Annotated in this window: 22 protein-coding genes and 1 pseudogene; 15 read left to right on the plus strand and 8 right to left on the minus strand. The window is 48.4% G+C overall.

From position 1 onward, the window contains the following. Positions 1-74: 74 nt before the first annotated feature. Entirely contained in the window at positions 75-629 is a 555-nt protein-coding gene (locus tag NYE69_RS07100; RefSeq protein WP_340925455.1) for a TetR/AcrR family transcriptional regulator, read from the plus strand. A gap of 330 nt (positions 630-959) precedes the next feature. Further along, positions 960-1,412: pseudogene (locus tag NYE69_RS07105) on the plus strand (VOC family protein). A 140-nt stretch (positions 1,413-1,552) separates the two neighbouring features. Here NYE69_RS07105 and NYE69_RS07110 read toward each other — a convergent pair. Then, positions 1,553-2,461, minus strand: coding sequence for a LysR family transcriptional regulator (locus NYE69_RS07110; RefSeq protein WP_340930298.1), 909 nt, complete (start codon positions 2,459-2,461; stop codon positions 1,553-1,555). Positions 2,462-2,603: 142 nt separating this feature from the next. On the opposite strand from NYE69_RS07110, the gene NYE69_RS07115 reads away from it, so the two are divergent. The 4 genes from NYE69_RS07115 (at position 2,604) to NYE69_RS07130 (ending at position 10,082) form a co-directional block, all read left to right on the plus strand. Then, positions 2,604-3,623 carry an alpha/beta fold hydrolase gene (locus NYE69_RS07115; RefSeq protein ID WP_340925457.1) on the plus strand — a complete coding sequence of 340 codons (1,020 nt, stop codon included), beginning with the start codon at positions 2,604-2,606 and terminating at the stop codon, positions 3,621-3,623. Positions 3,624-3,862: 239 nt separating this feature from the next. Beyond that, positions 3,863-4,399, plus strand: a complete 537-nt coding sequence (locus tag NYE69_RS07120; protein ID WP_328271617.1) for an RNA polymerase sigma factor — start codon at positions 3,863-3,865, stop codon at positions 4,397-4,399. Then, on the plus strand, positions 4,386-6,038 hold the full coding sequence (locus NYE69_RS07125) for a DUF4179 domain-containing protein (protein WP_340925459.1): 1,653 nt from the start codon (positions 4,386-4,388) through the stop codon (positions 6,036-6,038). The genes NYE69_RS07120 and NYE69_RS07125 overlap by 14 nt, the downstream gene beginning before the upstream one ends. Before the next feature lie 306 nt (positions 6,039-6,344). Next, positions 6,345-10,082, plus strand: a complete 3,738-nt coding sequence (locus tag NYE69_RS07130) for an S-layer homology domain-containing protein (protein WP_340930299.1) — start codon at positions 6,345-6,347, stop codon at positions 10,080-10,082. Between the two features lie 99 nt (positions 10,083-10,181). Here the strand turns inward: NYE69_RS07130 and NYE69_RS07135 are convergent, their stop codons facing one another. Continuing rightward, the gene (locus NYE69_RS07135) at positions 10,182-10,961 is read right to left on the minus strand and encodes a DUF1836 domain-containing protein (protein ID WP_340925461.1); all 780 of its coding nucleotides are present in this window, start codon (positions 10,959-10,961) and stop codon (positions 10,182-10,184) included. A 242-nt stretch (positions 10,962-11,203) separates the two neighbouring features. On the opposite strand from NYE69_RS07135, the gene NYE69_RS07140 reads away from it, so the two are divergent. The 5 genes from NYE69_RS07140 (at position 11,204) to NYE69_RS07160 (ending at position 17,200) form a co-directional block, all read left to right on the plus strand. Beyond that, positions 11,204-12,514 carry a hemolysin family protein gene (locus NYE69_RS07140; RefSeq protein ID WP_340925463.1) on the plus strand — a complete coding sequence of 437 codons (1,311 nt, stop codon included), beginning with the start codon at positions 11,204-11,206 and terminating at the stop codon, positions 12,512-12,514. Then, complete coding sequence (locus tag NYE69_RS07145; protein WP_340925465.1) at positions 12,504-12,998, plus strand: sigma factor-like helix-turn-helix DNA-binding protein; 495 nt, start codon at positions 12,504-12,506, stop codon at positions 12,996-12,998. The genes NYE69_RS07140 and NYE69_RS07145 overlap by 11 nt, the downstream gene beginning before the upstream one ends. Before the next feature lie 126 nt (positions 12,999-13,124). Next, entirely contained in the window at positions 13,125-13,913 is a 789-nt protein-coding gene (locus NYE69_RS07150; RefSeq protein ID WP_340925467.1) for a metal-dependent hydrolase, read from the plus strand. A gap of 99 nt (positions 13,914-14,012) precedes the next feature. Next, entirely contained in the window at positions 14,013-14,729 is a 717-nt protein-coding gene (locus NYE69_RS07155) for a glycosyltransferase (protein WP_340925469.1), read from the plus strand. A gap of 644 nt (positions 14,730-15,373) precedes the next feature. Next, positions 15,374-17,200, plus strand: coding sequence for an APC family permease (locus NYE69_RS07160; protein ID WP_328271624.1), 1,827 nt, complete (start codon positions 15,374-15,376; stop codon positions 17,198-17,200). Between the two features lie 51 nt (positions 17,201-17,251). Here NYE69_RS07160 and NYE69_RS07165 read toward each other — a convergent pair whose 3' ends face one another. Further along, a complete protein-coding gene (locus NYE69_RS07165; RefSeq protein ID WP_340925471.1) occupies positions 17,252-18,115 on the minus strand; it encodes a lytic polysaccharide monooxygenase in 864 nt (287 codons plus the stop codon). 418 nt (positions 18,116-18,533) lie between these two features. Here NYE69_RS07165 and NYE69_RS07170 point away from each other — a divergent pair, with 418 nt between their 5' ends. Continuing rightward, complete coding sequence (locus tag NYE69_RS07170) at positions 18,534-19,301, plus strand: carbonic anhydrase (RefSeq protein WP_340925473.1); 768 nt, start codon at positions 18,534-18,536, stop codon at positions 19,299-19,301. A gap of 124 nt (positions 19,302-19,425) precedes the next feature. Here NYE69_RS07170 and arsC read toward each other — a convergent pair whose 3' ends face one another. Genes arsC through NYE69_RS07185 form a run of 3 tightly spaced genes read right to left on the minus strand, consistent with a single transcriptional unit; the run spans position 19,426 to position 21,525 of the window. Further along, positions 19,426-19,851: an arsenate reductase (thioredoxin) gene (arsC, locus tag NYE69_RS07175; protein WP_328271627.1), complete on the minus strand. Its 426-nt coding sequence runs from the start codon at positions 19,849-19,851 to the stop codon at positions 19,426-19,428. A gap of 36 nt (positions 19,852-19,887) precedes the next feature. Then, entirely contained in the window at positions 19,888-21,183 is a 1,296-nt protein-coding gene (locus NYE69_RS07180; protein ID WP_340925475.1) for an arsenic transporter, read from the minus strand. Between the two features lie 15 nt (positions 21,184-21,198). Continuing rightward, positions 21,199-21,525 (minus strand): ArsR/SmtB family transcription factor, encoded by a 327-nt coding sequence (locus NYE69_RS07185; protein WP_340925477.1) that lies wholly within the window; start codon positions 21,523-21,525, stop codon positions 21,199-21,201. Between the two features lie 373 nt (positions 21,526-21,898). Here NYE69_RS07185 and NYE69_RS07190 point away from each other — a divergent pair, with 373 nt between their 5' ends. From NYE69_RS07190 to NYE69_RS07200, 3 genes are all read left to right on the plus strand, one after another. Beyond that, positions 21,899-22,249 carry an ArsR/SmtB family transcription factor gene (locus tag NYE69_RS07190; RefSeq protein ID WP_082207944.1) on the plus strand — a complete coding sequence of 117 codons (351 nt, stop codon included), beginning with the start codon at positions 21,899-21,901 and terminating at the stop codon, positions 22,247-22,249. Continuing rightward, positions 22,203-22,451: a hypothetical protein gene (locus NYE69_RS07195; protein ID WP_340925479.1), complete on the plus strand. Its 249-nt coding sequence runs from the start codon at positions 22,203-22,205 to the stop codon at positions 22,449-22,451. The genes NYE69_RS07190 and NYE69_RS07195 overlap by 47 nt, the downstream gene beginning before the upstream one ends. Before the next feature lie 96 nt (positions 22,452-22,547). Continuing rightward, positions 22,548-23,033 carry an EVE domain-containing protein gene (locus NYE69_RS07200; protein WP_340925481.1) on the plus strand — a complete coding sequence of 162 codons (486 nt, stop codon included), beginning with the start codon at positions 22,548-22,550 and terminating at the stop codon, positions 23,031-23,033. 338 nt (positions 23,034-23,371) lie between these two features. Here NYE69_RS07200 and NYE69_RS07205 read toward each other — a convergent pair whose 3' ends face one another. Together NYE69_RS07205 and NYE69_RS07210 are read right to left on the minus strand one after the other, a co-directional pair. Beyond that, positions 23,372-24,010, minus strand: a complete 639-nt coding sequence (locus tag NYE69_RS07205; RefSeq protein ID WP_340925483.1) for a phosphatase PAP2 family protein — start codon at positions 24,008-24,010, stop codon at positions 23,372-23,374. Between the two features lie 441 nt (positions 24,011-24,451). Then, complete coding sequence (locus NYE69_RS07210) at positions 24,452-26,299, minus strand: hypothetical protein (RefSeq protein ID WP_340925484.1); 1,848 nt, start codon at positions 26,297-26,299, stop codon at positions 24,452-24,454. Between the last annotated feature and the right edge of the window lie 151 nt (positions 26,300-26,450).

Raw genomic sequence — 26,450 nt, forward strand, 5'->3', positions numbered from 1 at the left:
AGCCGTGATTTGTTCATTTGTTCACGAATCATTTAAAATTGTGTATTTTTCCAGAAAGCTTGGTGACTCTCGCAGTGTCTAAGGTGGATAGAAGAATAATCAAATCTCAAGAAGCGATAAAAAAAGCTTTTATTGAACTGATGACTGAAAGAAATTTTGATCAGATTACTATACAAGAAATTTCCGATAGGGCAAATGTTAGCCGAAGAACAATATATCTTCACTACATGGATAAATTTGATCTTTTAGATAAGCTAATCGAAGAACATATTTACGAACTGCGGGAACTCTGCGAATTAGCAGCTAATAATACCGATTATATTGATACGGTGTTGTTATGGTTCGAGTACTTTGAGAGTCATTATTTATTCTTTTCAACGATGTTAGCGAGTAAAGGAGGTCCTTTTTTTCGCAGTCGGTTCCTTGAATTTGTCCTTCAAGAGTTAAAGAATGGAGAAAACATAACCAATGGAAAATCTCAAGAATTGAGTGACGGTGAAGATGTGATTATTCAATTTTTTGGAGCTGCTATCGTGGGGGTAGTGGAATGGTGGTTCAAGAACGGAAAGCCCTACCCCCCTCACTGCATGGCACAACGAGTGGGGACATTGTTAGGAAGGAATTTATAATCGATATTGAAACCCCACTAGATCAAGTGGAGCTGGAGGTGTGGCATCTGCGGGATGACGCGGAAATTTATTATTATCAACCAACTCTTTAATTGATAAAATCGATGAGGGTATACACCTACTTGTTAAACTAACGGGCAGTTTAGTTTAATGATCAAAAATAATAAGCAGGAGATAATTTCGTAACTCCGAATTGTTAAAGTATAAAAATATTAGGAGTTTACTATACTATGACAAGATGTTAATAAATTGGAATCGATTGGTAATTCTTCATAGAATAAGTATGAAGATGATCAGGTAATAAATTTGTACACATAAGGAGATAAAACTATGGCAAAAAACAAATTACTAAGGATGGACAATGTTGGCATCGTTGTAGAATGCCTTGATGACGCAATCCCTTTCTTCGAGGAGATTGGCTTGAAGCTCGAAGGGCGAGCTACTGTCGAAGGTGAATAGGCTGGCCGCGTAACCGGGTTGGGTTCACAGTGTGTAGAGATTGCTATGATGGTTACCCCGGATGGCCACAGCCGACTTGAACTTTCGCAATTTCTCAACCCACCTACTATATCAGATCACCGAACTGCTCCTGTAAATGCCCTCGGTTATCTACGCGTCATGTTCACCGTTGAAGACATTGACGAAATGGTATCCAGACTCACTAAGTATGGTGCTCAGCTAGTTGGCGAAGTCGTTCAGTACGAGGACTCGTATCGGCTCTGCTACATTCGTGGAATTGAAGGACTTCTAATCGGTTTGGCGGAACAACTCGGTAATAAATAAGTGACGTTTAAAAGAAGACTTAACTGAAATATACATTACTAGAGTAAAAATAGAAACAAAATATATAACCTATAAATCACTTGGTTGATTACCGTTACCTGCTCGAACGGTGCCAGCTCGGGGATTTTTTTATGAATAGGCTAAACAGTTTTGTTCCCCTCCTCTATAGCGAGAACCTCCCTTGCTGCTTCAATGAAAGACAACATGATGGGTGAAAGCCACTTGTCTTTATGCCATGACATCTGCGTATACACGTGCAAGTCCGGGATTTGCCATGGAAGAGCAACAAGTTTGCCCCGTTCAGCTTCGGCTTCCGCTACGATTTCAGGAAGAAAGGCAATACCGATTCCGGAAATTGCACATTGTTTAATGGCCTCAGCGCTTTGAAACTCTAAATACGTAATACTATCAATGCCCTCTTTCTCAAATGACCGGTCAAACATGGTTCGATAGGGACAACCCTTTTCATTTGTCAGGAACACTTCTCCGTGAAAATCTTCCAGCTGCAGCTCAGTTCGTTTTGCAAGCGGGTGATCCGGAGCAGCCAACAAGCGGAAAGTTTCTTCCACCAACGGTTCCACGGCAAGTCCGCTCGAGCGGATGGGTTCGTCCAACATAAAGACAACATCCGCGGTTCCCTCAAAGAGTGTTTGCTTGAGCTCTTGATTTGGAACGGAGCGGAAGATCAAACGAACTCCCGGATGCTGCAAACGAAATCGTTGAAAGACCGCTGGAAGGCGATAGGCGCAAATAACCTCATTGGCGCTTATCGTTAGGGTACCGCTTAGCACTTCATTGTCATGAACGACGCTGCGAGCTTCGTCCAATTTGTTTAGAACGCCTTGGATATGAGTTAAAAAGCGTTTGCCCGCAGCTGTAAGAACGAGCTGCTTGCCCAAGCGGTCAAAAAGACGAACACCCAGCTCATCCTCCAATGCTTTGATTTGCATCGTGACGTTGGAGGGGACATAGCCCAGCACTTCAGCAGCCCGAGTGAAATTTAAAGTTGATGCAACCGTGCGGAACGTAATCAATTGGCGTAATTCCATCATATTTGCCTCTTTTACTTTCAATATTATTGAATACTGCTTTGAATTCTATTCACTTTTATTGAGAGTATCACAGATCTATACTAACAACAAGAAATACATCTAAATGCATGGGTTCAGTTTGAAGGGAGCAAACAATACGATGGATTATGAGATTTTTGAATTGGGTGACGTAACCTTGCAATCAGGAGTGACGTTGCCGGGCGCTTTTCTAGCTTATAAGACCTATGGCAGATTAAATGAAAAGAAAGATAATGTCATCGTCTATCCAACGGCTTTTGGCGACACGCATGTGCAAAATGAATGGTTGATTGGAAACGGCATGGCCCTGGATCCGCAAGAATATTTCATTATCGTCCCCAATCTGCTGGGCAACGGATTATCTTCGTCTCCTACGAACACGCCGCCCCCATTCGACCGGGCTCATTTTCCGCAGGTAACCATCTATGACAATGTTCAATTCCAGCATCGGCTGGTGACCGAAAAATTCGGCATTCAAAAGATCGCTCTCGTCGTTGGATGGTCAATGGGAGGTATTCAAGCGTTCCAATGGGGGGCAAGTTATCCGGACATGGTGGAACGAATCGCGCCTTTTGCCGGAGTTGCCAAGACTTGGCCACATACGTTTTTGGTCCTCGATGGAATGAAAGCAGCGCTCATGGCTGCCGCCCGCTTCGATTCAAGTAAGCTAAACCAGTTGACAACCGCAGACATGCGCGCCGTTGGCCGTGTCTATGCGGGCTGGGGCTTATCGCAGGCCTTTTACAAAGAGGAACTTTATCGTGAACTGGGATTTGACTCATTGGCGGATTTTGTGGCTGGCGTCTGGGAAAATAGCTTTATGAAGATGGATCCGCACAATGTCCTGGCCATGTTATGGACAGGACAACATGCAGATATTAGTGCAAACCCCTCCTATAACGGAGATTTCGATGAAGCGCTGGGTAGCATTAAGGCGCTTGCCTGCGTTATGCCGGGGAGCACGGATCTCTTCTGCACGGCGGACGATAACGAATATGAGGCTAAACTTATGCCTAATGCTGTTTTTAACCCTATTAAGTCGATTTGGGGGCATTTTGCCGGTCGCGGAATCAACAGTGCCGACAATCAATTTATTGATGACAATCTAAAACGCTTGCTCACGCTTAGTACAAACGGATAGATCATCGTTAACATTAGAGTGTGAGTGTCCTGTCAGGAATAGCCAGATTTGCGATTAACACTCCTCATCCAAACCGGGAAGAACACTTGCCCCACTATTTAGAGCGGGACGGGTGTTCTTTTGTTATTGTAGAGTAGTTGAATGTTCTTTTCGTTCTTATTGAAAAGTTTTTAAAAAAATGAACCCTTTTCAAGGGTCATCTGTTTATAAGACATAACGCAAAGAAAGGAGTGCAGCAATTGACGGAACGTGAGCTGTTTGATTGCTACAACAAAGACGTCTACCGAACCTGCTACTATATGCTCCGGAACGCGCAGGACGCGGAGGATGTATGCCATGACGTCTTCGTTACCGTGTTTCGGCAGGACTGGCAGCGGATCGAGCATGTGCGGGCCTGGATTATGCGCATTACCATGAATCACTGCCTGAACCTGCTTCGAAAAAACCGGACGAAGCGGGAGAAGCAATCCGAGGTGCAGCGCCTGCATGAGCACGCCGTCGCAGCAGCGGTTAAACCTGTGGACGCGGTCGTGCTCGAGAAGGAGGCCTCCGCCGAATGGGAGAGGCTGCTGAAGCAGTTGCCCGATAAGCTGCTGGCGGTCGTGACCCTCCGCTATATCGGCGAACTGTCGATGGCAGAAATCGCTGAAACACTGCGCATTCCGCAAGGAACCGTAAAATCAAGGCTTCATAAAGCGTTGAAAATGATGCGCAAGAAACTGGAACAGAACCACCCTATATGGTTGAAGGGAGAGGAACGAATTGGAACGTTTTGAAAGCCAGTTAAAAGACCAATTGAAACACGCGGACACGGTGTCTTATCCGGATTTCGAGCGGATGTGGAGCAGCATCCGCCAAGACGAGCTGCGGATGGCCGCCGGAGGGGAAGCGGCAATTCCACGCCGACGCAGCCGGAAGCGGACCGCCATCGCCGTCTCGTTGTCCGTCGCCCTTATAGCTACGCCAGTATATGCAGCGGTTACGTACGACTGGTCGAACCTTCTATCTTACAGAGCCGGGATTCAGACGGCCCTGGAACAGGGCCTTGGCCAAACGATCGAACAGTCGGTCACCCAGGACGGCATAACGTTTACGCTGCATACCGCTTTTACCGATGAGAACCGGACCTTCCTCCTGTACAGCCTCGATCCCGGCCCGGCCCGGAAAGGGAAGGCTATCAGCTTCGAAAATATCGGACTTCGCGATGGCAACGGCCGGGTGATTGAGGGGAACAACAGCTATCATTGGAATGAAGGGCTTAAGGTATATCAGGGATATTTCGAAACGGATTGGGTGCTCAATGAGCGTGAGGCCGATGTGGAGTTTTTCGTGGAAAATATCCGCTTCATCGGAGACGGCAGCCAAGCCATCGATTTTCGTCCCGACCGTACGGAGACCCAGACATTCAACATCCAGAAGGACGGTATCGGCACCGTTACGCTGCAATCCTTCGAGCAAGCCGAGGGACAGGTGCTGCTGAAATCCGTTATTTCCTTCACCGACCCGTGGCTTCAGAATAACAGCTGGGTTCGTATCGAAGCCGTCAACGCTAAAGGCGAGCGAATCCGGGAATCTAAGCCCTCAGTATTCGGAACACCTGAAGCCCCTGGCGAATATTCGAACCAGCAGATTTTTTCGGCAGCTGACTTACGGGCTGAAGGAACTTCGTTCCAGCTCAAATATGACCGTACGCTGGGAACGGCCGCTGGAACTTGGAGTCTCCGTACCGCCCTCTCGAAGAAGCAACTGGAACGCAGCTCGTTTAAGGACCGGCTGAACATTCCGCTCAAGGAGGTGCCGGGAGGAACAAAAATCGCTGAAATGATCGTTACACCAACCCAGGTTCGGCTTGTATTGACCCATGAAGAGAAATACGCGGGGGTGCCTTATACGGAATATCAGCTGGATGTTGGGGGCAAGCTTCTCGAGGGCGGACTCTGGCCCTTTTCCAATGAACCGGCCCAAACCGAACTGCGGTTCGAAATGGCCGGTGTTACACCGGAAGCGTTGGCCAATGAGCCGATAACACTGATTGCAAAACACCGTGTCGACGAGCACAAGGGCGATAACCAGCCGATCCGGCTAACCGGCATCTCGACGAAGCGGCAAACCGTGAGCTCCAGCATCGCGGGGCATCCGATCACATGGACCTATTATATGAAGGACGGCAATTTGTATGTAGAATCCCGGAGCAGCGATCCGGCGTTTGGCGGGGTGAATCAGACCTATTATCTCGACGGCGGGGAGCGAAATTACGGGAAGTCTGCGCTCATCCGCATGCTTGGAGACGAGGGGAATGAGAATATAGACGTGTACGAGAACTTTAACAAAACCGAGCAGGACATTTACATTTATATGTATACCACCAATCAGCCGAAAGACGAGCTGCGGGTCCAGGTCAAGCAGGGGAAGTAGTTATGCAGCCGCTTTAACAATTCGACAGAACCCAGCCGAGATTACAGTGGGTCTGATCTCCAAGGTTCGAATTCCTTCGCCAGCATCTCCATAATGACAAGCACAGCGCGGCTTCCGAGGTTTTCGGGGGCCGCGTTTTTTTTATGTAAAGCCGAATTTCCAAATTTTTTCCAATATTTTGCACTCTAAAGCTTCACTCCCCTCACTTGTTTATTATTTGTTTATTGGCCCTCGATACAATTGTGTTCAAACGACAATTTTCTACATATTTTTCGGGGGAAAGTGAGGGAGTGAAAAAGGGTGAGTATGTTTCGTAAGCTTGCTATGATTTTTATGATTTTCGTGACGGGGGTTGCGGGGAGTTTTGGCGTCCACGTTGAAGCGGCGGCAACGGTGGTGAAGCCGGGTTGGGATTTAAGTGCCCCTTTAGGTTTGGCGGCCGATGATGGAAAGTTATATGTAACGGATTTGGGTAACCAACGGATTCAAATTTTTAATCAAGATGAAAGCGTGTATAAAACGCTCGGCGAAAAAGGGGTTTCGGGAGCGGACAATGCTCATTTCAATATTCCGAAATATGTTGCCGTCGAGCATTCCACGAAAAATATCTACGTTTTCGATGCCTTTAATAACCGGATTCAGGAGTTCAACAGCGAGGGCGGCTGGCTTCGCTCCATTTCGCTGCCTAATCTCGCCAACCCGGCGCCTGAAGCCATGACGCTTGACGAAAACGGGCATATCTTTTTTTCGGACCAAAATTGGAATCGCGTATACAGGATGGACATTGAGACGGGAGTATATACCCCGGTTGCTTCGACTTCGGACAGACCGATGGGAGTTGCGGTTGATTCCGAAGGCAACCTTTACATCTCTCAATATTGGAACCATATTGTACTGGTGTTCCAGCACAATGGCGATGATACTTATACGCAGGTTAAAATGATTGGGGTACAAAATGTTTCAGGCAACGACAACAGTCACCTCAATTCCCCCATGGGACTATATATTGACGGTAAGGATCGATTGTACATTGCGGATTCAAATAATAAACGCGTGCAAGTTTTTAACAAAGACGGAAGTTATACTTTGACGCTTGGACATCCCGATTTACAACTTCCGCGCCATATAACCGTAGATGACGACGAAAATATTTATGTTGCGGATGGCGATACAAACAAAATATTCATGTTTGACGGTCAGGGAACGTTTAAGAAAATCCTGGGACAAAATACCATACCGGCCTTTATTGGCACCGAGTCGATGGTGACAGTCGCTCAAGACTCGGACCCTGTTGATCTTAAACCTCTATTGCATGTCAGCGATCCGGATCCAAACCAGACTCTGACCTGGACGCTAATTTCCTCACCGGTGCATGGTACGGTAAGTATTTCCGGGGCAAATGCGCCTAGCGGAAGTTCCGATATCGTTCCCGGAGGTACCGTCAGTTACACGCCGGCAGAAGGGTATTACGGTACAGACTGGCTTGCGGTTCAAGTCAGCGACGGAAATGGCGGCGTGGCAGCTAAAAACATAACCGTATCGGTTAAAGAGCGCCTGGCTGCTCCAACGGCCAATCCGGCCAGTGGTACGGTGCTGGCAAATCACAGCCTAGTAACGCTCGGCGCAACTTCGCCCGGGGCAGCCATCTACTATACGACAGATGGAACCAACCCTACGTCCGATAGTCCGCGCGGACCTGCCGTCACTATTGCGGGAACGCCGGGCAGTACGGTGATCTTGAAGGCTATTGCCGTAAAAAATGGCTCGGAAAGCAGCGAGGTTGCAACTTTCACCTATACGATAGCCCATACGTTCTCCATTGAGCCGATCAGCGATATGACCTTGCCTGGGCTGGTTCAAGGTTACGGCCGTTTGGAAGCGGAAGCGATTCGAATTCTTAATACAGGCACCATCGGCCTTTCAAACTTAAGCGTCTCGCTCGGCGGTGTTCATGCCAACGCATTTGACTTTACTTTGCCTCTGCAAAGTACATTGGATCCTGATGCATCAACAACCTTTGCGATTCAAGCCAAGCCTGGACTGGCGGCGGGAACTTACACGGCCACGGTTACTGTATCGGCAGACAACATGGCAAGTGCAACTTTTACAGTTACCCAAGTTGTCGGCTTACCGGATATTTCCGCTAGTCCGCTGAATTTGGCCGCCACGGCAGGGGACCGTCAAGTTGATTTGCGATGGGACACGGTGACCGGGGCCACGTATTACAATCTGTACATGTCGACCACACCGGGTGAATTTGACGCCGATTCCATCGCGACAGTGACAAGTGCAACTTATCTGGTGCCGGATTTGAATAACGGAACAACCTATTATTTTGTAGTGAGGGCAGGTAACGATAAAGGACTCGGAAGCGAGTCCAATCAGGTGAGCGCAACGCCTGCAACCCTTCCGTCAGCACCAACCGATGTGACGGCGGAAGCGGGCAAAGGCAGCGCTAAGATTACCTTTACGGCTCCGAAGGATAACGGCGGAAGTGCGATTACGGGATACGAAGTCTTCACTGCGCAAGGGGCGCTTGTTGCCACCGGAGACGCCGGTTCAAGTTCGATTACCGTCCCAGGTTTATTGAACGGAACCACGTACACCTTCATCATGAAAGCTAAAAATGCCGTAGGCAGCAGTGCGCCGTCTGCACCGTCCAATGCCGTTACGCCGAGAGACACACCAGGGAGTGATAACGGAAATTCCGGTACACATACCGGGTCGGGAAATAATCATAGCAATTCCTCTTCTCAGCCGGCGCCAGAGCAGAAGCCAGAGCAGGAGAATACAGGGGTAGACGTGCTTGTGAACGGGAAGCTTGACAATGTGGGAACGGCTGCCATAGAGGACGTGAACGGACAAAAAATCATGACCATTACCGTGAACGAAGAAAAGTTGCGGCAGCGGCTCACAGACGAAGGTAAAGGCGCTACCATAACGCTATCTGTTTCTGCCGGGAGCGATATTGTCGTTGGCGAATTCAATGGACGCATGATCAAAAATATGGAAACCGAGCAAGCCGTTGTGGTGATTCGCACGGAGAAGGCAACTTACACCTTGCCTGCGGAACAAATCGATATTGATTCCATTTCGGAGCGTTTCGGTAAAGACCTGGCTTTGCAGGATATCAAAGTCAAGATTGAAATTTCCGAACCGCAGGCAGAGACTGTACGTACGGTGGAGACTGCGGCCGAGCGGGACGGACTGACGCTGGTCGTACCTCCGCTTAACTTCAAAGTGAGCGCGGTCTACGGTGACCGTACCGAAGAAGCGGCAAAATTCAACGCATATGTGGAGCGCGCCTTAGCGCTTCCGGAAGGGATCGACCCGAACCGGATTACCACCGGTGTGGTGGTAGAACCGGATGGATTCGTTCGTCATGTACCCACCAAGGTGATCAAAGAAGATGGCATCTATTACGCCAAAATCAATAGTTTGACGAACAGCACCTATGCGGTAGTATGGCACCCGTTGGCGTTTAAAGATATGGAAAACCACTGGGCCAAAAACTACGTCAATGACATGGGTTCCCGGATGATCGCGGGTGGAACGGGCGACGATCTGTTTAGCCCTGATCGGGAGATTACCCGCGCCGAGTTTGCGGCGATTATTGTTCGCGGCCTCGGATTGGGTGTTGGGGCAGGAGCAAGTTCCTTTACCGATGTTAAAGCGGCGGACTGGTATTCCGGTGCCGTGAACACGGCATACGAATATGGCTTGATCAAAGGATATACGGACGGAACGTTCCGCCCCGATGGGAAAATTACCCGCGAAGAGGCGATGGCGATCGTGGCCAATGCTATGAAGATAACAGGGTTGAAAGATCGCATTGCGAGTGGTTCGTCCCTGGATGCTATTTTGCAGCCTTATCAAGATGAAACGGAAATCTCGGCTTGGGCAACGGCCGGAGTAGCCGATACGGTTCAGGCGGGGATCGTGTCGGGAAGAAATAACATGAATTTGGAGCCTAAGGCGTTCATAACGCGGGCTGAAATTGCCGCTATCATCAAGAGATTGTTGGAAAAGTCCGATTTAATCTAGTGAAACAATGAACAGGGCTAGCATCTTCATAATATAAAGTAAAGCGTGGTTTCCGAAAACTCGGAAGCCGCGCTTTTTTGCTTTGGCCCGCTCATCTCCCTACCTTAAATTGTGCAGAAAAAGAGAAGCGTTGAGGAAACGTTTGGCCAAGGTTTGAAAATACGTGGTTTGAACGGACAACATGGCGATTACGATCGTATTGCTGACCGCTTCCTGCTGCTGGGGATTTAAGCCGGTAAGACCAAGCGCAAATTCATCCGCTTTTTTCTTCACGGTCGTTTCCATGAGATGATCCTGTTTTTTGTCTCTGCTCAAGTGGCCGGATTGGAGATCCAGCACCTGGTCATTGTTCTGGTCAAGCTCCTCGAAAATCCCGGAATAGCCTGCGTACAAATCGATGGGGCTGATGAGATCTTTGGCTTGATCATTAAAATCGTGGAAGATCAGCAAAAGCAGCTTTCTGATGGACTCCAGGTCCAAGGCGGCCCGCAAATCCTCGATGATGAACAGAATTGCCGCCTGTTCGACCGAATATTTCTTTCCTAACCTCGGAGTACCGATAATCTCCTTCAAATCGCGTTTCACCCAATTTTGCACCGCTGTCAGTGCAAAGTGGTTGTATTCGATCTGAGAGCCCAAGGCAACGATATCGTTAAGCGACAGTCCTAGATCGCTTGGATTCATGTTCATCAATTTTTCAAAGATCGGGGGCAGGGCCGTGGAGATAAAGGCGCCTAATGAGTTGCCGCCTGCTATCAATTCCTTATGCGATTTCGCCCATGCTTCCTGGAGGATGTTTTTGGGCGCTTTTTGGCTTTGACCGCTCAGGCTAAGCAGGAGCTGCGACATTTCACTGCGGGTGAGATGGAATGTTTCCATGTTTAATTCCTCCATATAAGTTCTTACGAACTCATCTTACGACGGTGACGAGAAAAAGTCAAAGAAGAAGCAAATCGGGCATTGCGGGTTAAAAAGGCGTGGAGAAGTTCGAATTTGGAGCAATTTGCCCCAAAACAGGCAAAGTCAGATATTGATATCGACATATGAACTTTGATATTATAAGTTCATAAGAACTCATAAATAAAAAGTTCCGAAGAATTGATCAAACGAGGAGTGCTTGCATGTACGCTTTGAATTTGTTTCTGGTTGCTTTGCTGATCTTGGCTACCGCCTTTTTCGTGGCGGCCGAGTTCGCCATCGTACGGCTGAGATCAAGCCGGGTCGATCAGATGGTGCTGGAAGGCCGGAAAAATGCATTGGCCGTGCAGCGGGTTACGAGCAATCTGGACGGATATTTATCCGCCTGCCAGCTCGGCATCACGATCACCGCGTTGGGACTTGGATGGCTGGGGGAGCCCACCGTGGAGAAAATCCTGCATCCTGTCTTTAACCGGTACGGATTGCCTGCGGAAGTCAGCAGCATTTTATCCTTTGGCATCGCGTTCGCTTCGATCACCTTTCTTCACGTCGTGCTGGGCGAATTGGCTCCTAAAACCGTGGCCATTCAAAAAGCGGAAACGGTCTCTTTGCTGACGGCTAAGCCTTTGATCTACTTCTATAAAGCGATGTATCCGTTTATTTGGGCTTTGAACGGTTCCGCCAACCGCCTGGTGCGCATCTTCGGAATTAAGCCGGCCAAAGAACACGAGGAGGCCCATTCCGAGGAAGAACTGCGCATTATTCTTACGGAAAGCTATAAGAGCGGGATGATCAACCAGGCGGAATACGGGTATGTGAACAAAATCTTTGCTTTCGACGAGCGGCTGGCCCGTGAAATTATGGTGCCGCGTACGGATATGATGTGCATCGACGTTCATGCCGGCAAAGAAGCGGCGCTGCAGATCATGAAATCCGAGCAATATACCCGGTTTCCCGTGGTGGAGGGCAACAAGGATCATATTCTTGGCTATATCAATACCAAGCAATTTTTGATGCAGCTAAGCGATGATCCGAAGGTGGAAATACGCAAGCTGATTCAGCCGATCCTGTCTGTCTCGGAAGCTATGCCGGTAAAGGATCTGCTTTTGCGCATGCAGCAGGAATCGGTGCATATGGCCGTTTTGGTCGATGAATATGGAGGCACCTCCGGTTTGATCACGATCGAGGACATTTTGGAAGAGATCGTCGGCGAAATCCGCGACGAATTCGATACGGAAGAAAAAGCCGAAATTGAAAAGCTGGGAGAAAACCACATTCTCGTGGACGGTAAAGTTTCGCTGGAGTCGGTCTGTTCGCTGCTGGGCATCGAATTGCTTGACGAAGAACTGGATACGATCGGGGGATGGGTCTATACGCAAAATCCGGGTTTAAAGAAGGGAAGCGAATGGACGTACGGCCCGTTGCAGTTTACAGTCCGGGAAAAAGACCGCCATCGGATTCGCAAGCTGGAAATTGTTAAGCTGAAAGCAATGGTGTCCGACCATGAAGATTAAGCCCGATCGCCTGATTAAACGTTCGCTTGCCGGTGAACTCCGCGCTTTCAAAAAGCTGATAGACATGTATAATAAACAGGTTTTCGACTTATGCTTCCGGATGGCCGGGAATAAAACCGCGGTTCAGGATCTAGTAGTCCGTACATTTGTGACGGCCAGGCAGCGGCTCGGTGAATACGATTTCTCCGTTCCGTTTCATGTATGGCTGTATTCGCTCGCCGTATCCTGCTCAGTGCAGACCGGTACCGAAGCAGAGCGCGTCGGCGAACCGGGGGATGAGGCGGAAGAATTGCTACGCCAGGTACCTTTTTATCCCAGGATCGCGATGATTCTCAAGTACGCTCATCGGCTGACGCCCGAGGAAACGGCTTATGTCTTGAACTGCCGGGTGGAAACGATCAAGTCCTATTTGCGGCAGGGACGGGAATTGTTGCTGGTGCAGCGCCCTAATATCGCGAAGCCGGATTTATTGCTGGGAACCTAGCCGGCAACCCTTGTCTTGTTTTTCCGGGGCAAGGGTTGTTTTTTGTTCGCAAATTTTAAAAATTCTTGTAGAATAGAAAGGCCGCCTTTAAGGTGTTTTCATTATTGCAGAAATAAGGTGATGAATGTGAATAAAAAAGGGCATGTTGCTTTGGCAGTGACAGCGGGATCGGCCGGCCTGCTTATGATGCCGTCATTAGCCATGCAAACCGATGCAGGAATTGCAGCCGCGCTTGTGGCTGCGGCAGGAATCGGCGGAGTATTTCCGGATTTTGATCATAAAACCAGCACGGTGAGCAATCGAATCCAGTTTCCCCTGCGATACCGGCGTCTCTTTAAAACCTTGTCCGGATTTGTCGGGATCGTCGGTATAGGGTTAATGGCTTATCAGCAATTTGGAAATGTACCGGGACATTTAGGGGAATGGGTGAAGAGCGGGCCGTTATGGCTCGGGGCTGCTATCCTGTTCTGGCTGCTGGCAAGGCTGCGCAGTTTGGTTTTGATCGGTATCGGCGCTTTATTATTAGCAGGGTACGCGATATATGACTTACACTGGATTGCGGCCTTCGCCGGCTTTGCCTTTCTCATTCTTCCGCTGGTTAAACATCGCGGGGTGATTCATACCCCGGAGTTTGCGGCCGTACTATCCATAGGTCTGCTTAATTTTTTCGCTCAGCAACCGGAAATCATCAATATGGCAGCGATCGGGTTTGTCATCGGCTGGTGGGCGCACCTCGCCGGGGATATATTCGGAGACGAAGGGATTCACTTCCTGCTGCTGCCGAAGCTTAAAATCGCTCTCCGGTTGTTTAAAAACGGGGGGCCGGCCGAGCGCTGGATTTCGCGAACATGCTGGGGAGGCAGCCTTCTGATATGGGGAGCCATGTTGCTTCAAACGCAAATCCTGCTGAAATAAAAGAAGGAGATGGCGCCGGCCATTGCAGGAACAAACGAACAAGCACTGCTATGCGGCTCAGCATATACCGTTATTGATTGACTTGGAGGTGAAAGGGAGTTGGGCCAAACTTCTAGCTCGTTAAAAGGGATATCCATCATAACAAGCACGAACCGCCCGCGTTTTTTCAATAATATTCTTGAAAATTACAGAAATCAGCTTTACCCGGTAAAAGAACTGGTTATTATCTTGAATAAAGATAGCATGGAATTAGATAAGTACCGAAAAATTGCCCGGAAGTATAAAAATGTCTCCGTCTACAAGCTTCCTGAAAAAGAATCCTTAGGCAGCTGCCTTAATTATGCCGTCAGTAAAACGAAATACCTGTACATCACCAAGTTTGACGATGACGATTTCTACTCGCCTTATTATCTAACCGGGCAAATGAAGGCTTTAAACCGGTCAAATGCCGATGTGGTGGGAAAACGAGCGTACTTGGCGTACCTCGAAGCCAAGAAATTGCTCGTTCTTCGCTTTCCCAAACAACAGAATAAGTTCGTCGGTGTAGTTGCGGGAGGGACCATCTTATTTAAAAGACGTGTGTTCGACCGCGTCCGATTTCCCCATGTGTCGCTAGGAGAAGACGTCTCATTTTTAAGCAGATGCCGGGCTAAAGGATATAAAGTATATGCGCCTGATCCATATAATTATGTGCAAATTAGAAGAAAAAATAAAACATCGCATACATGGAAAGGCAGCGATCAATATGTCCTAAAGGGGAGCCGCATTTTTGCGCGAACCGATCAATTCAGGAAAGTGGCTACTCAAAATCGCTAATCCTCGTTGTAATTCCTCCAGAGAATTGGTGGAAGAAAGGGCTATTCGTAAATATTCAGAAAATAATTCTCCATGTGCGTTCCATCGGCATTATCCGATATGGGAAGCCATCTATAGAAGCTTAGTGGATGGCCGGTACGAGGCAGCTGCGGGAAAAACTCCGTAAACAACCGGTTTGCGGATTCCGCCAGCTGTTTTTTTTTCGCCGCAATTGCACTTGCTTTTCCGGATAAGATCAGTTCGCTGATGATCTCGGCATCCAATGAAGAGGTACCCTGGTATATGCTGTTGGTTCAATTTATTTTTTGAAATGTTTAAAAAATAGCGTCAGTCATTAATAAACGTTGATTTGGAGAGTATTCTTGAATTGTAAGCGATTAACATATGATCTTTTGTATGATTCCGAGAGTTCACCTTCCATACTCCTGCTTTACAAACTTTTACACTGAACGTATGATTTATTTTGTTTCTAAGCGTAGTCAGGAGTGGGTTGCATGGCTTGTGAAATTTAGCACAGGGGTCTCTGTGTTTTTTTATTGCCTCAAATTGGCCGATTTGCCCTTAATCTTCAGTTTGTATTTGAAATAATACTTATTTCTGCCGAGCAATATAAAAAAACAACGTAATTTAGGCGGTGACCCCCTGTGCTTTCTTATATAAAGCGATTTCTTATTGGACGGCCGTTAAAATCAACGGAACTGGGCGAACAGAAGCTAAGCAAAACCAAAGCGCTGGCCATCCTTTCTTCCGATGCCTTGTCATCGGTCGCTTACGGGCCGGAACAGATCCTGCTTGTTTTAATGGTCGTGGGAGCGGTAGCCTATTGGTATTCGATTCCCATTGCTGCTGGTGTTTTGGTTTTGCTGGTTGCGCTTATTTTGTCTTACCGGCAAATTATTTTTGCTTATCCTCACGGCGGTGGGGCTTATGTGGTTTCCAAGCAAAACCTGGGTGTAATTCCCGGACTGATTGCCGGCGGTTCATTACTTGTTGACTATATCTTGACCGTTGCGGTAAGCGTCTCGGCCGGTACGGACGCCATTACTTCGGCTTTTCCGGGCCTTCATCCATACACGGTGCCCATAGCCGTAGGTTTTGTATTGTTAATTACCATTCTCAATTTGCGTGGTGTCACCGAATCGGCAACGATTTTTGCCTTTCCCGTTTATTTATTTGTTCTAGCCCTGGTGATTTTGATTTGTTCCGGCCTTTATAAAATCATGACCGGCCAAATTTCGCCGGAATTACACGCTCCGCTTGGTTCTCCGGTGGCTGGAATTAGTTTATTTTTGCTGCTTCGTGCCTTTGCTTCCGGATGTTCCGCTTTGACAGGGGTAGAAGCGATCTCAAACGCCATCCCCAACTTTAAAGAGCCGGCTCCGCGTAATGCGGCAAAAACCTTGCTGGCCATGGGGGGCATATTGGCTGTATTGTTCACGGGAATTGTTTTTCTGGCTTATTATTATGGCGTAGGCCCTCTTGCGGAGGTTACCGTGCTTTCCCAGATCGCGGAACACACTTTCGGAAGAAATATCATGTATTTCTTCATTCAGGGAACGACGGCTTTGATTCTTATTCTGGCTGCCAACACCGGATATTCCGCTTTTCCGTTGCTTGCCGTTAATTTGGCTAAAGACAAGTTTATCCCAAGAGCGTTTACGGTTCGCGGAGACCGGCTGGGGTATTCGAATGGCATCATTTTCCTGGGGCTGTTTTCGATTTTGCTGATCATCGTTTTCGAAGGGAAAACCGAACTTTTAATTCCGCTTTATGCGATCGGCGTGTTTATTCCTTTTACACTGTCCCAGTCAGGGATGATGGTAAAGTGGTTACGGGAAAAACCTCCAGGTTGGATCAAGAAATTTTTGGTCAATACCATCGGGGCCTTGATCAGTCTGTTGGTCAGCGTGGTGTTTTTCATCACCAAGTTCCATAATGTCTGGCCGGTCCTTATCTTTTTACCTTTAATTATTTACTCCTTTTATCGGATTCATAAGCACTACGAAGCGATTGCGGAACAGTTGAGAATTTCAACTTGCGAGCGGGCTGTGCCGATCGAAGGAAACGTGGTGATCGTACCCGTTGCAGGAATCACGCGCGTGGTGGAGAATTCGCTGAACTATGCCAAGTCCCTGTCCCCGTATCAAATCATTGCGGTGCACGTCCCTTTTGAGAAGGCGGACGAAGCGGTGTTTGAAGAGAAGTGGAAAAAATGGCAGCCGGACGTTAGATTGGTGACATTGTACTCTCCGTATCGAAGCATAATTCACCCGTTGATTAAGTTCGTGGATACGGTGCAAAAAAAGGCGCACGAAGCAAATTATCAGGTGACTGTGGTCATCCCGCAATTTATTCCGAAAAAAGGATGGCACAATATCCTGCACAATCAATCGAGCCTGTTGATTCGCGCGCATCTGCTTTACCGGAGGGATGTCATCGTCGCCACGGTTCCGTATCATTTGAAAAAATAACCGATCAAAGAGCCAGAGGGAATTCCCCTCTGGCTCTTGCAGGATGCGCTCTTATACGCTGCCCGATCCCGCGCTGCTTTCCTCGCCAGGCGGCACGTCGCCGATCAGCTTCCACGGACCCCATTCTCCCGTCGTTCCGGGTTCTTGTCCTTGGGTCCACCACAGGGCTTGCCAGAATTGCCCGTTATGCACAACGATTTCACCTTCGGTATAGACCCTGATCGGATTCCAGATGAGGTACTTTCCGAAACGGTTCGGGTCTCCCGGGAAACCGGGCTCGGGCGTGGTTGGCGCCGACGGATTGATGCTGAGGTTCACATCCATCACTTGGTAGAAAGCATTCACTGTATCCGCAATATCCCAAACGGCCACGATGACGTGGTAGCCTTCCCGGTCGTTCGGCACAAAGCAATCGTTATAAACGTCGATTGGCGGAATCGCGCCGTCATCGATATAGCGGCAGAACAACTCAAGATCCGCCCGTTTTAACGGGGAATTGGGGTCCCAGTCTTTTTTCGTAATATAATAATCCCATGTATTCGTGCTGTGATTGGCTGTAAGCTTCCAATGGAACGTATGCTCCCCGCCTACCATATCTACCTTGGTCCAGCGATCGGCCGTTTGTTCGTCGAGTTCAAAAAATTTCCCGCCGCTGGCGATCTGGCCGTCAGGGACGCCGAATTCAGGGAAATCTCCGCGGCCCTCCACACTGAAAGGCTCCCATTTCACTGGTCCACAATCGCTGTTTTGGCCCGTGGAACATAGATGGGCGCGGCTGTCCGTCAAATATCCGTGCGCGGAAGCGCTGTCCGCAAACACCAACGAACCTGCCAGCATCAGAAACAGAGTACCTGCCGAAACAACAAACCATTTCATAAAAAACTTATGACGATTCACAAAAGTCCGGGCTGTCATGATTCTACTCCTCCTTGCATTTTTTAATAGAATTTTCTGCGAGCTTCCAAGTTCAATTTTGACAACGCTTTCATTGACTTGAGACGCGGGTAATCGGAGCCTGTAAATCCCTCCCTTCAATGAACTTTTTATGAACCAATTCCAAAGAAGCCTGTCCATTCTTATGGAAATTGATCCCTTAATGATGGATAATCCATATATTGGATTTATTTACTACATACTATATTATGACCCCATAATTGTCAATGAGATTATAATATATATTAGGTAATAATATTTACATATATGTCGAAGTTTTGAATAATTTGTTGTACCCGTAGAACTATAGTATCCGTTTGAATATGGTTGGTAAGATGCATTACATCAAAATGGGTAAGGAGTATAATGATCAAGAAAATAGATGTTAAGAGGGTATAGTATGAAGAAAAATTTCATTGTATTCGGATTTACGGCTTTTATATTGTTGGCGGGTTGTTCTGCGAGTCACGCGGCAACCAACTTAACTACGGATTCTCAGAAAGAAAATCCAACGGTTAAGGAAGTAAGCCACTTCACGTATGACCATCAAGAGGAGTGGGAATTTGTATCGGGGAAAATGCAATCTCCAATAAACATTGTTACATCCAAGCTTATTGATTATGAGGGAACTGATTTGGCATTAAGCTATGATCAGGTGGGCACTTCCATTGAGGATAACGGGCACAGCATACAGGTGGGTTTACGCGGTACCGCAGAAATAAATGATCGGACGTTTACGCTGTCCCAAGTTCATTTTCATGCCGAAAGCGAGCATACGATCGATGGCAAGCACTTTCCGCTTGAAGGGCACTTTGTGCACCAAGCTCAAGACGGCCGGATCGCCGTGATCGGGGTTATGTTTGCTGCAGGAGAAGAAAATAAAGCCTTCGGGCAAATTTTGGACGCGGCAAAAGCGAATGCACAAGGGGAGAAGGGAATAACGATCGACAACCTGGATATCGGCCAATTGCTCCCTGCTCATTTGGGCTATTATCATTATTTGGGGTCCTTGACGACACCTCCATTAACCGAAAATGTGGAATGGTATATTCTAACGGAGCCTGTTGAACTTTCCCAGGAGCAACTGAATGAATTTTATAAATACTACGACCACAATCATCGCGACATCCAAGAATTAAATGATCGTAAAGTTTTTGTGAAATCTTAGTTTCTTGCTAAGAATGTATGCAGTCTACCACATTCGCCTGCCGCAGTCGGAGGAGTACCGGAAACTCTTTGGACTCCTCCGTATAGCAGGCCTCCTGACGTGGAATCCCGCGGGCAGAACCTCTTTACCGGCCGTCCCGAACGAACGATTCGATTCTGGCCTTAATAGCGTCCCGAACAGTTCGGAACTGCGCCATGATTTCTTCTTCGGTGCCGGTTGCTTTGGCCGGGTCGTCGAAACCCCAATGCCATTTGATCATCTTTGGATTTGAAATCGCAGGACAGTGCTCGTCCGCATGTCCGCATAACGTAATAACGTAAGTGGCGCGGTTTAAGATGTCCTGATCGATGACATCGGAACTGTTTCCGCTGATATCGATCCCGGCTTCCCGCATCACTTGAACGGCGCGGGGATTAAGCCCATGTGCCTCAAGGCCGGCGCTTTTTACTTCGTATTTGTCTCCGCCAAGAGCGCTCAGAAATCCGTCGGCGATTTGACTGCGGCAAGAATTTCCCGTACACAAGAAGTAAACAAGCGGTTTTGTACTCATTTTCAAATTCCCCTTTACATTCATTATTTTTTTGAACTAACCTATTATTTTTAGCCCAATGAACAAACCGCAGAGCGTTAAAAATAATACGGGAACCGTCAAGACGATACCCGTCTTAAAATACGCGCCCCACGTGATTTTAACGCCTTTGTTTGCTAGGACATGGAGCCAAAGCAGGGTGGCCAGCGAACCGATTGGCGTAAGTTTGGGCCCCAAATCGGAACCAATGACATTCGCATAGATGAATGCTTCCCTTATTAGTCCGGTTGCGCTTGTTCCGTCAATGGCCAGGGCGTTGATCATGACCGTAGGCATGTTGTTCATGACGGACGACAGGATTGCCGCAATAAATCCAGCCCCGATCGTTGCGGCGAACAGGCCTTGAGCCCCGATCCATTCGAACATCTCCGCGAGTTGATCCGTTAAACCTACGTTTCGGAGCCCATAGACAACCACGTACATACCGATGGAAAAAACCACCACAGACCAAGGAGCGCTTTTGACGAGCTTCCAGGGATGAAATCCCCGGCTTTGTTTTACGAACAGCAGTAAAACCAAAGCTGCCGCGCCGACAATGATGGAGATGGGGATCTGAATAAATTCGCTGGCGAGATAGGCGATAAAGAGGACCGCCAAAATAACCCAGGAAATCTTGAACAAACGAACGTCTTTGATCGCTTCAACCGGATTTCTCAGGAGCTGCGATACGTCGTATTTCTTCGGAATGCTCCTCCGGTAAAACAAGTATAGAACCAGCAGGCTCGCAGCAACCGAGAAGAGGGTCGGGATGATCATGCGGCTTGCGTACTCCAAGAAAGCAATCCCGAAAAAATCGGACGAAACGATGTTCACAAGGTTACTGACAACGAGCGGCAGCGATGCCGTGTCAGAGATGAAGCCGCTGGCCATGATGAAGGGAATGATCATGCGCTCATCCATATGGAGCGCCCTGACCATGGCCAGGACAATCGGTGTAAGAATAAGGGCGGCCCCATCGTTGGCGAAGAAAAAAGCAACAACGGCTCCGAGCAGGATCACGTAGATGAACATTAGTATGCCGTTCCCGCGCGCAAAACGAGCCATATGCAGCGCGGCCCATTCAAAGAAGCCGATTTCGTCCAAAATAAGGGAAATCAGAATAATTGCAACAAACGCCAATGTGGCGTTCCAAACGATTCGGCTTACGTCCCACACATCCTGCAGATTTACAACGCCGCAGATTAAGGCGGCAATGGCGCCTCCGCATGCGGACCACCCGATGTTTAACCCTTTTGGCTGCCAGATAACGAAAATCAAGGTAACAAGAAAGACCATTGTGGCGATAATAAGCATAGGAGACCTCCCGGGTTAACAACAACGATTAGGATGATGGGCTTTTATTTTCTCCTTCATGGAAGGGAGTTGATTTAAGATATCGTTCAAATAAGGTTTGTCGCCGACGTTTAATGCGTAATAAATCCATTGGCTGCGGCGGGTTTCGTTCACAATTCCGCCCGTTTTTAATTTCTTTAAGTGTTGACTGATATTAGGCTGCGTCGTTTCAAGAATATCCACGATATCGCATACGCACATCTCTTGTTCTTTCAAGAGGGCGACGATCATTAAACGCGTCTTATCCGAAAGCAACTTCAGCGTTTCCGCCATTTCAGCGATGGAGGTTTCGGGTGAGGTCATCTGTTAACACCTTTCATTAAAATTGGCGAACTCAGCAAAACAGATTATATAATCAATCAATTATATTATCAATCACTTATGTTGTGCGGAATAGAAAAAATCAAACTATTTTGATTTAATGTTGAATTTCCCAATTGGCCGTGATATGATTCGTACATCAAAAATATTTGATGAATGGTGGGGGCACGATGATGAATCACTATGTCATGGAGAAACTCATGCAGTTCCAGCAAAATGAAATTGAACAACAGGCGCGCCGGGCATGGATGTGGCCGAACCGAAAAGATCGGAAACAAGCGAAGATTTTCCAAACGCTGGTTGCGAAATCGGCCGCACCCTGTTGCCCAGCCTGCTGCTAAAGGAGCGTGGTGATATGATAAGAGAGCTGCCCGTCATTTCGAAGGCGGATGAAACGGTTGATTTTGCAAAATATGAAGCTAAGTTCAAGGCGCTGGCCGATCAAAAACGCCTGCAAATTATGTATGAACTGACGCAAAAAGGAAGTGTGTGCGTTTGCGATTTAATGGATATCGTGGATATGCCGCAATCGAAACTTTCGTATCACTTAAAGATTCTGTTTGAAGCCGGATTAATCACCAGAGAGACTAAGGGCACATGGAGCTATTATGAATTAAACCATGCCGAAGTCAACCGGCTGCTGTCTCCGGAGCTATGCTGTGTTTTTCGAAAGGCAGACAAACAACCTGGCGGATGCTGTTCATGAAATCCGCTGGGTTTTAAATTATCTAATTAATCAAAATACCGTCGAAGAAGTTAAGGAAATGCTCCGGAACAGCGGATTTCAGGAAATTGCCGTTGAACCGAAAGATCAATCCCATGAGTTTATTAAGGATTGGGAGCCTGGCGGCTATTTGGAAGACTATATTCAATCGGCGGTTATCAAAGCAATAAAACCATATAACTAATATGCACTGCAAATCCGTGAAACGCTACTGACATGCTGTTGTCAGCAGCGTTTTTGTATACTTTCGTTATACAAATCAAAAGGAGGCCGCGATAAAATGATCGACAAGTCACCTGATTTGGGGTTTGCCGGGAACGATATAACTAAAGGGAGCCGCTATTGGATTGGCGTAGTCTCCGCATCGCATGTCAGCCGCGGGGTTAGGGAAGGGATCGCCCAGACTTGCCATGGGAAAGCCCGCCCGCTCGGAAGAATGCGGTCGGGCGATTGGCTCATCTATTACTCGCCGCGGACAGAGATGAAGGGCGGGGAAGTTCTGCAGGCGTTTACGGCGATTGGCCAGGTGGCAGACGATATCGTATATCCATTTAAAATGAGCGATGACTTTATTCCATATCGCCGGAATATGCATTATTTCCCCTGCCGCACCGTTAAAATCGCCGCTCTGTTGGACAAGCTTACGTTCACCAAGGGAAAACGCAACTGGGGATATTCCTTTCGCTTCGGACAATTCGAAATCAGCCGGGAAGATTTTCTGACCATAGCTAATGAGATGCTGGGGAGCGGTGGAGTTGAACGCTGAAAGCTGAAAGCCGAGTTCATCGTTTTTCACAGGAAGAAGGACGACCTGATGGGGGCGATGTGGTCAACTGCAAAAGTGCATCCTATTTTTCGCCAATAACGATTTTAGAGCGATTGAAGTGCAAAAGTACATCTCATTTGGGCCTATCCGATAAAAAAGCAGCTTTTGACCGGAGACGAACTGCACTTTCCCCACGGCATTTGAACTGCCTGTTTTGAGGGATTTCGACAAAAACCGCCTGCACTTTTGCATTTCGTGGAACTACCCTTCTTGTTAGGCGGCTTCATGCCCCGCATTCTATCGCGGTTTAAAACTGCCGCTTAATGCAGTCTGGCTTCTTAGGGAGTACGATCGAGTACGTTTTTCTTATACCACAAAATGCTCGCAGTCAACCAGCACCCGCTAACGAAATAACCTCCGAGAACATCGCTCGGGTAATGCACCCCTAAATAAATTCGGCTGATTCCGATGGCCAAAATAAACAGGGTACTCAGAACGATCATTAGCGAGCGGCCCAATGAAGTGGGTACATGTCTCCAAATCAGAAAAGCAAGGGCGCCGTAAAAACTGAACGCGGCCATGGAGTGTCCGCTCGGGAAGCTGTAGCCTTCAGCTTCGATAATCCGGTGAATGACGGGGCGCGCGCGATGAAACAGCGTTTTTAGTGCCCAGTTCAGTACGGTTGAACCAAGCATAACACCGGCCAAGAAGACAAGTTCTCTCCGGTGCCCCAGGACGGTATATAAAACTGCCATGGCCGTGATAATCACAAGAATCAGCGGCAGCCCCCCGCCGATCGTCGTAAAAAACTTCATAAACACCGTCAAAGCCGGGGTCTCCCAATGCTGAATCCACGAGGCGATAACCTGATCGAAATGGCGTATTTCGTTGTCTTGTACGAACAGGGAAATCGCTCCGAATCCCAGAGTGCATATAATTAGTACAATCGGTGCCAGGGATAATTTGATTTTGAACATGTCGCAAATGTTTCCTCCGTCTAATCCAATTTTGAGCAAGTATTTACACAATACAGCATTTGAGTTAACTTAAAAAGGAAAATATATTATGAATATGGAGTTGTAGATATGAAAAAGAGGTTATATGCTCTGGCAGCAGCACTTCTTTTGATTGCGGTTACCTCTGCATGCTCAGCATTTACCAATTCCGACGATCTGATAACGCTCCGTCAACTATAAACTAATTTCTCCAACGAACCTAACTTGGGTTCAAGCTAAGCTTGGTGCCGGAGAGAACACGACATATGAGCACATTTTTGGACCGGATCAGGAAGGGAACTGGGAGATGAGGTTTGACACCGATGACGGTTCGAAAGCAACGGTGCAATTAGAAGTCCAAACGGCAAAAAGCCCGTCCATTTAAAAATGGATGGGCTTTTGCGGTAAGCGGCAGCGTGGCTCTTACCGGTCCAAATCCTCAATTACTCTAAAGTCGTCAAAGTCGTCCATCACAACGGGCGGTGTATACGGTCTAACGACGAGAAGGGTGGACGTATAAGCATGGCCTTGGTAGACGGCGGTCACGGAGGTGAGTCCCGGGCTAATGCCGGTGATATAGCCGCTTTCGTCAATTTGGGCGATTTTCGGGTTAGCCGTCGTAAACTGGGTTTCGCGGGTGACGTTCAACGTGTTTCCGTCCTCGCCGGTGAACAACGCCTCGATATCCAACTCACTGCCGACAGTTACTGAGTAGTCTTCCGAATCCAGGTAGAATTGTCCGGGGCCGGGCTGGGGTTCACCTGAGCCGTCATTAACCGTAACCGATAGAACGGCTCTAAGCCCGCCGTATTCGCCGACAATATCGGCGGTTCCGGAGGATATGCCCGTGAGCACGCCTGCCTTATCCACGTCGGCGATCTCCGGATTCAGAGAACTGAAGCCGGCAAAATACGTCACATCGGTGACGCTTCCGTCCGTATAAACGGCTTCGAGGACGCTCGGCTTACGCTCGCCGATCTCCAGCTTCACGGCCGAATCGACGAAGCGAAGGTCCGCCAATTCCAGATCACCAGGCTCTTGGCCAGTTCCCGAGAGCTTAACCAACTGCATGCGGTATTTTCCCTCTTCCTTCACTTGGCCCGACAGGATGAAGCCTCCGTCCGGAGTGGGGGATCCTTTTCCTACGGCGGCAAGTCCCGGAGCCGCATATTGCAGTTTGCCGGTCAGCTCGCCATCCTGGTTGATGAAGGAGATCTGGTATTGATACTTCGAATCTTCCTTGCGGGTCGAACTGCCTAAAAGAGCGTATCCGTCCTTTGTGGTCACTAATTGTCTGTAAGAGCCGTTGTCGTCGCGGGGAGAATAGTTTTTCTCCCAAACGATATTGCCATCTGCATCCGCTTTCAGGAGAAAAGCGGTTCGTTCATCGTTTGGATACATCAACCCGTATACGATATAACCTCCGTCCGCCGACAATTGAGCCGAATAGGCGGCGCGGCCGGTCTGCGGAGCGGGTTGCTTCTGCTCCCATTCGACTTCACCTTGGGCGTCCACCTTCACGATCACGGAGGCGTCCGCGTCCGAGTTGATCACGCTGTCGATATAGCCTACCGCCAATAACCCTCCGTCGGGCGCGGTGATGACCTCATTAAAAACCTGGTTATTTCCTTCCCCAAAGCGGTACGTTTTAAACCAAAGCTGGTTTCCTTCATTGTCGACCTTAAGCAGGTAGGCGGGGGCTTCCCAATACGAATTGACGCTGTACCCGGTAACGGCAAAACCTCCGTCCGGGGTTTCCGCCACGGATCCCGCATATAAATGCGTTCCGATATATAGGTCTTTATAATAGCGGGCCCATTCGATTTGTCCTTGGCCGTCAAGCTTGGCCAAATAAGGAAGGGTGATCGGTCTCTCGGTTCGGTCGGTGATCGCACCGGTTACGAGATATCCTCCATCCTGCGTCTGGATAATTTGGCGGGCCTCAACGCCCTCCTTGGTGTAGTCTCCGGTGATCTGCAGCCGTTGCTCCCACTCCACGGCACCATCCTCGTCCGCCTTGACCACATACCCTACCTCTTCGCCGCCGTTATCGGCAGCGCCAACCGCGGCATAACCCCCATCAGTAGTGGGGATCACCGAACGCCCCTGGGGAGAAGCGTAGCTTTCGCCGTACTCTCTGCTCCACTCCACCTCAGCTTCGAGAGCCTTCTCCGATAGAGAAGCGGCGGCCTGGCTGGAGCCGGCCCATCCGGTCCAGGCTAACAAGCAGCTCAGTGATAATAGGGCCATTCCTTTTAAACGGTGCAACATCAACATTCCCTCCCAATTTTGTTTTTTTAAGGGATATTTCTTTCTTTTATTATCCCGGAAGAGGGAACCGGGAGGGAATCCCGCTTTGTCCTTAATTTTGGCGGATTGGAGAGCGCCAGTTAGGGCGGGACGACTGGGAGAAAAGGCTGTG

The sequence above is a fragment of the Paenibacillus sp. FSL R5-0527 genome (assembly GCF_038008055.1).
Classification (GTDB): domain Bacteria; phylum Bacillota; class Bacilli; order Paenibacillales; family Paenibacillaceae; genus Fontibacillus; species Fontibacillus macerans.

Coding starts and splice junctions, on each gene's coding strand:
- NYE69_RS07110 (WP_340930298.1), bottom strand. CDS start 2,461: ATGGAATTACGCCAATTGATTACGTTCCGCACGGTTGCATCAACTTTA.
- NYE69_RS07115 (WP_340925457.1), top strand. CDS start 2,604: ATGGATTATGAGATTTTTGAATTGGGTGACGTAACCTTGCAATCAGGA.
- NYE69_RS07130 (WP_340930299.1), top strand. CDS start 6,345: ATGTTTCGTAAGCTTGCTATGATTTTTATGATTTTCGTGACGGGGGTT.
- NYE69_RS07135 (WP_340925461.1), bottom strand. CDS start 10,961: ATGGAAACATTCCATCTCACCCGCAGTGAAATGTCGCAGCTCCTGCTT.
- NYE69_RS07140 (WP_340925463.1), top strand. CDS start 11,204: ATGTACGCTTTGAATTTGTTTCTGGTTGCTTTGCTGATCTTGGCTACC.
- NYE69_RS07145 (WP_340925465.1), top strand. CDS start 12,504: ATGAAGATTAAGCCCGATCGCCTGATTAAACGTTCGCTTGCCGGTGAA.
- NYE69_RS07165 (WP_340925471.1), bottom strand. CDS start 18,115: ATGACAGCCCGGACTTTTGTGAATCGTCATAAGTTTTTTATGAAATGG.
- NYE69_RS07170 (WP_340925473.1), top strand. CDS start 18,534: ATGAAGAAAAATTTCATTGTATTCGGATTTACGGCTTTTATATTGTTG.
- arsC (WP_328271627.1), bottom strand. CDS start 19,851: ATGAGTACAAAACCGCTTGTTTACTTCTTGTGTACGGGAAATTCTTGC.
- NYE69_RS07180 (WP_340925475.1), bottom strand. CDS start 21,183: ATGCTTATTATCGCCACAATGGTCTTTCTTGTTACCTTGATTTTCGTT.
- NYE69_RS07185 (WP_340925477.1), bottom strand. CDS start 21,525: ATGACCTCACCCGAAACCTCCATCGCTGAAATGGCGGAAACGCTGAAG.
- NYE69_RS07190 (WP_082207944.1), top strand. CDS start 21,899: ATGATAAGAGAGCTGCCCGTCATTTCGAAGGCGGATGAAACGGTTGAT.
- NYE69_RS07200 (WP_340925481.1), top strand. CDS start 22,548: ATGATCGACAAGTCACCTGATTTGGGGTTTGCCGGGAACGATATAACT.
- NYE69_RS07205 (WP_340925483.1), bottom strand. CDS start 24,010: ATGTTCAAAATCAAATTATCCCTGGCACCGATTGTACTAATTATATGC.
- NYE69_RS07210 (WP_340925484.1), bottom strand. CDS start 26,299: ATGTTGCACCGTTTAAAAGGAATGGCCCTATTATCACTGAGCTGCTTG.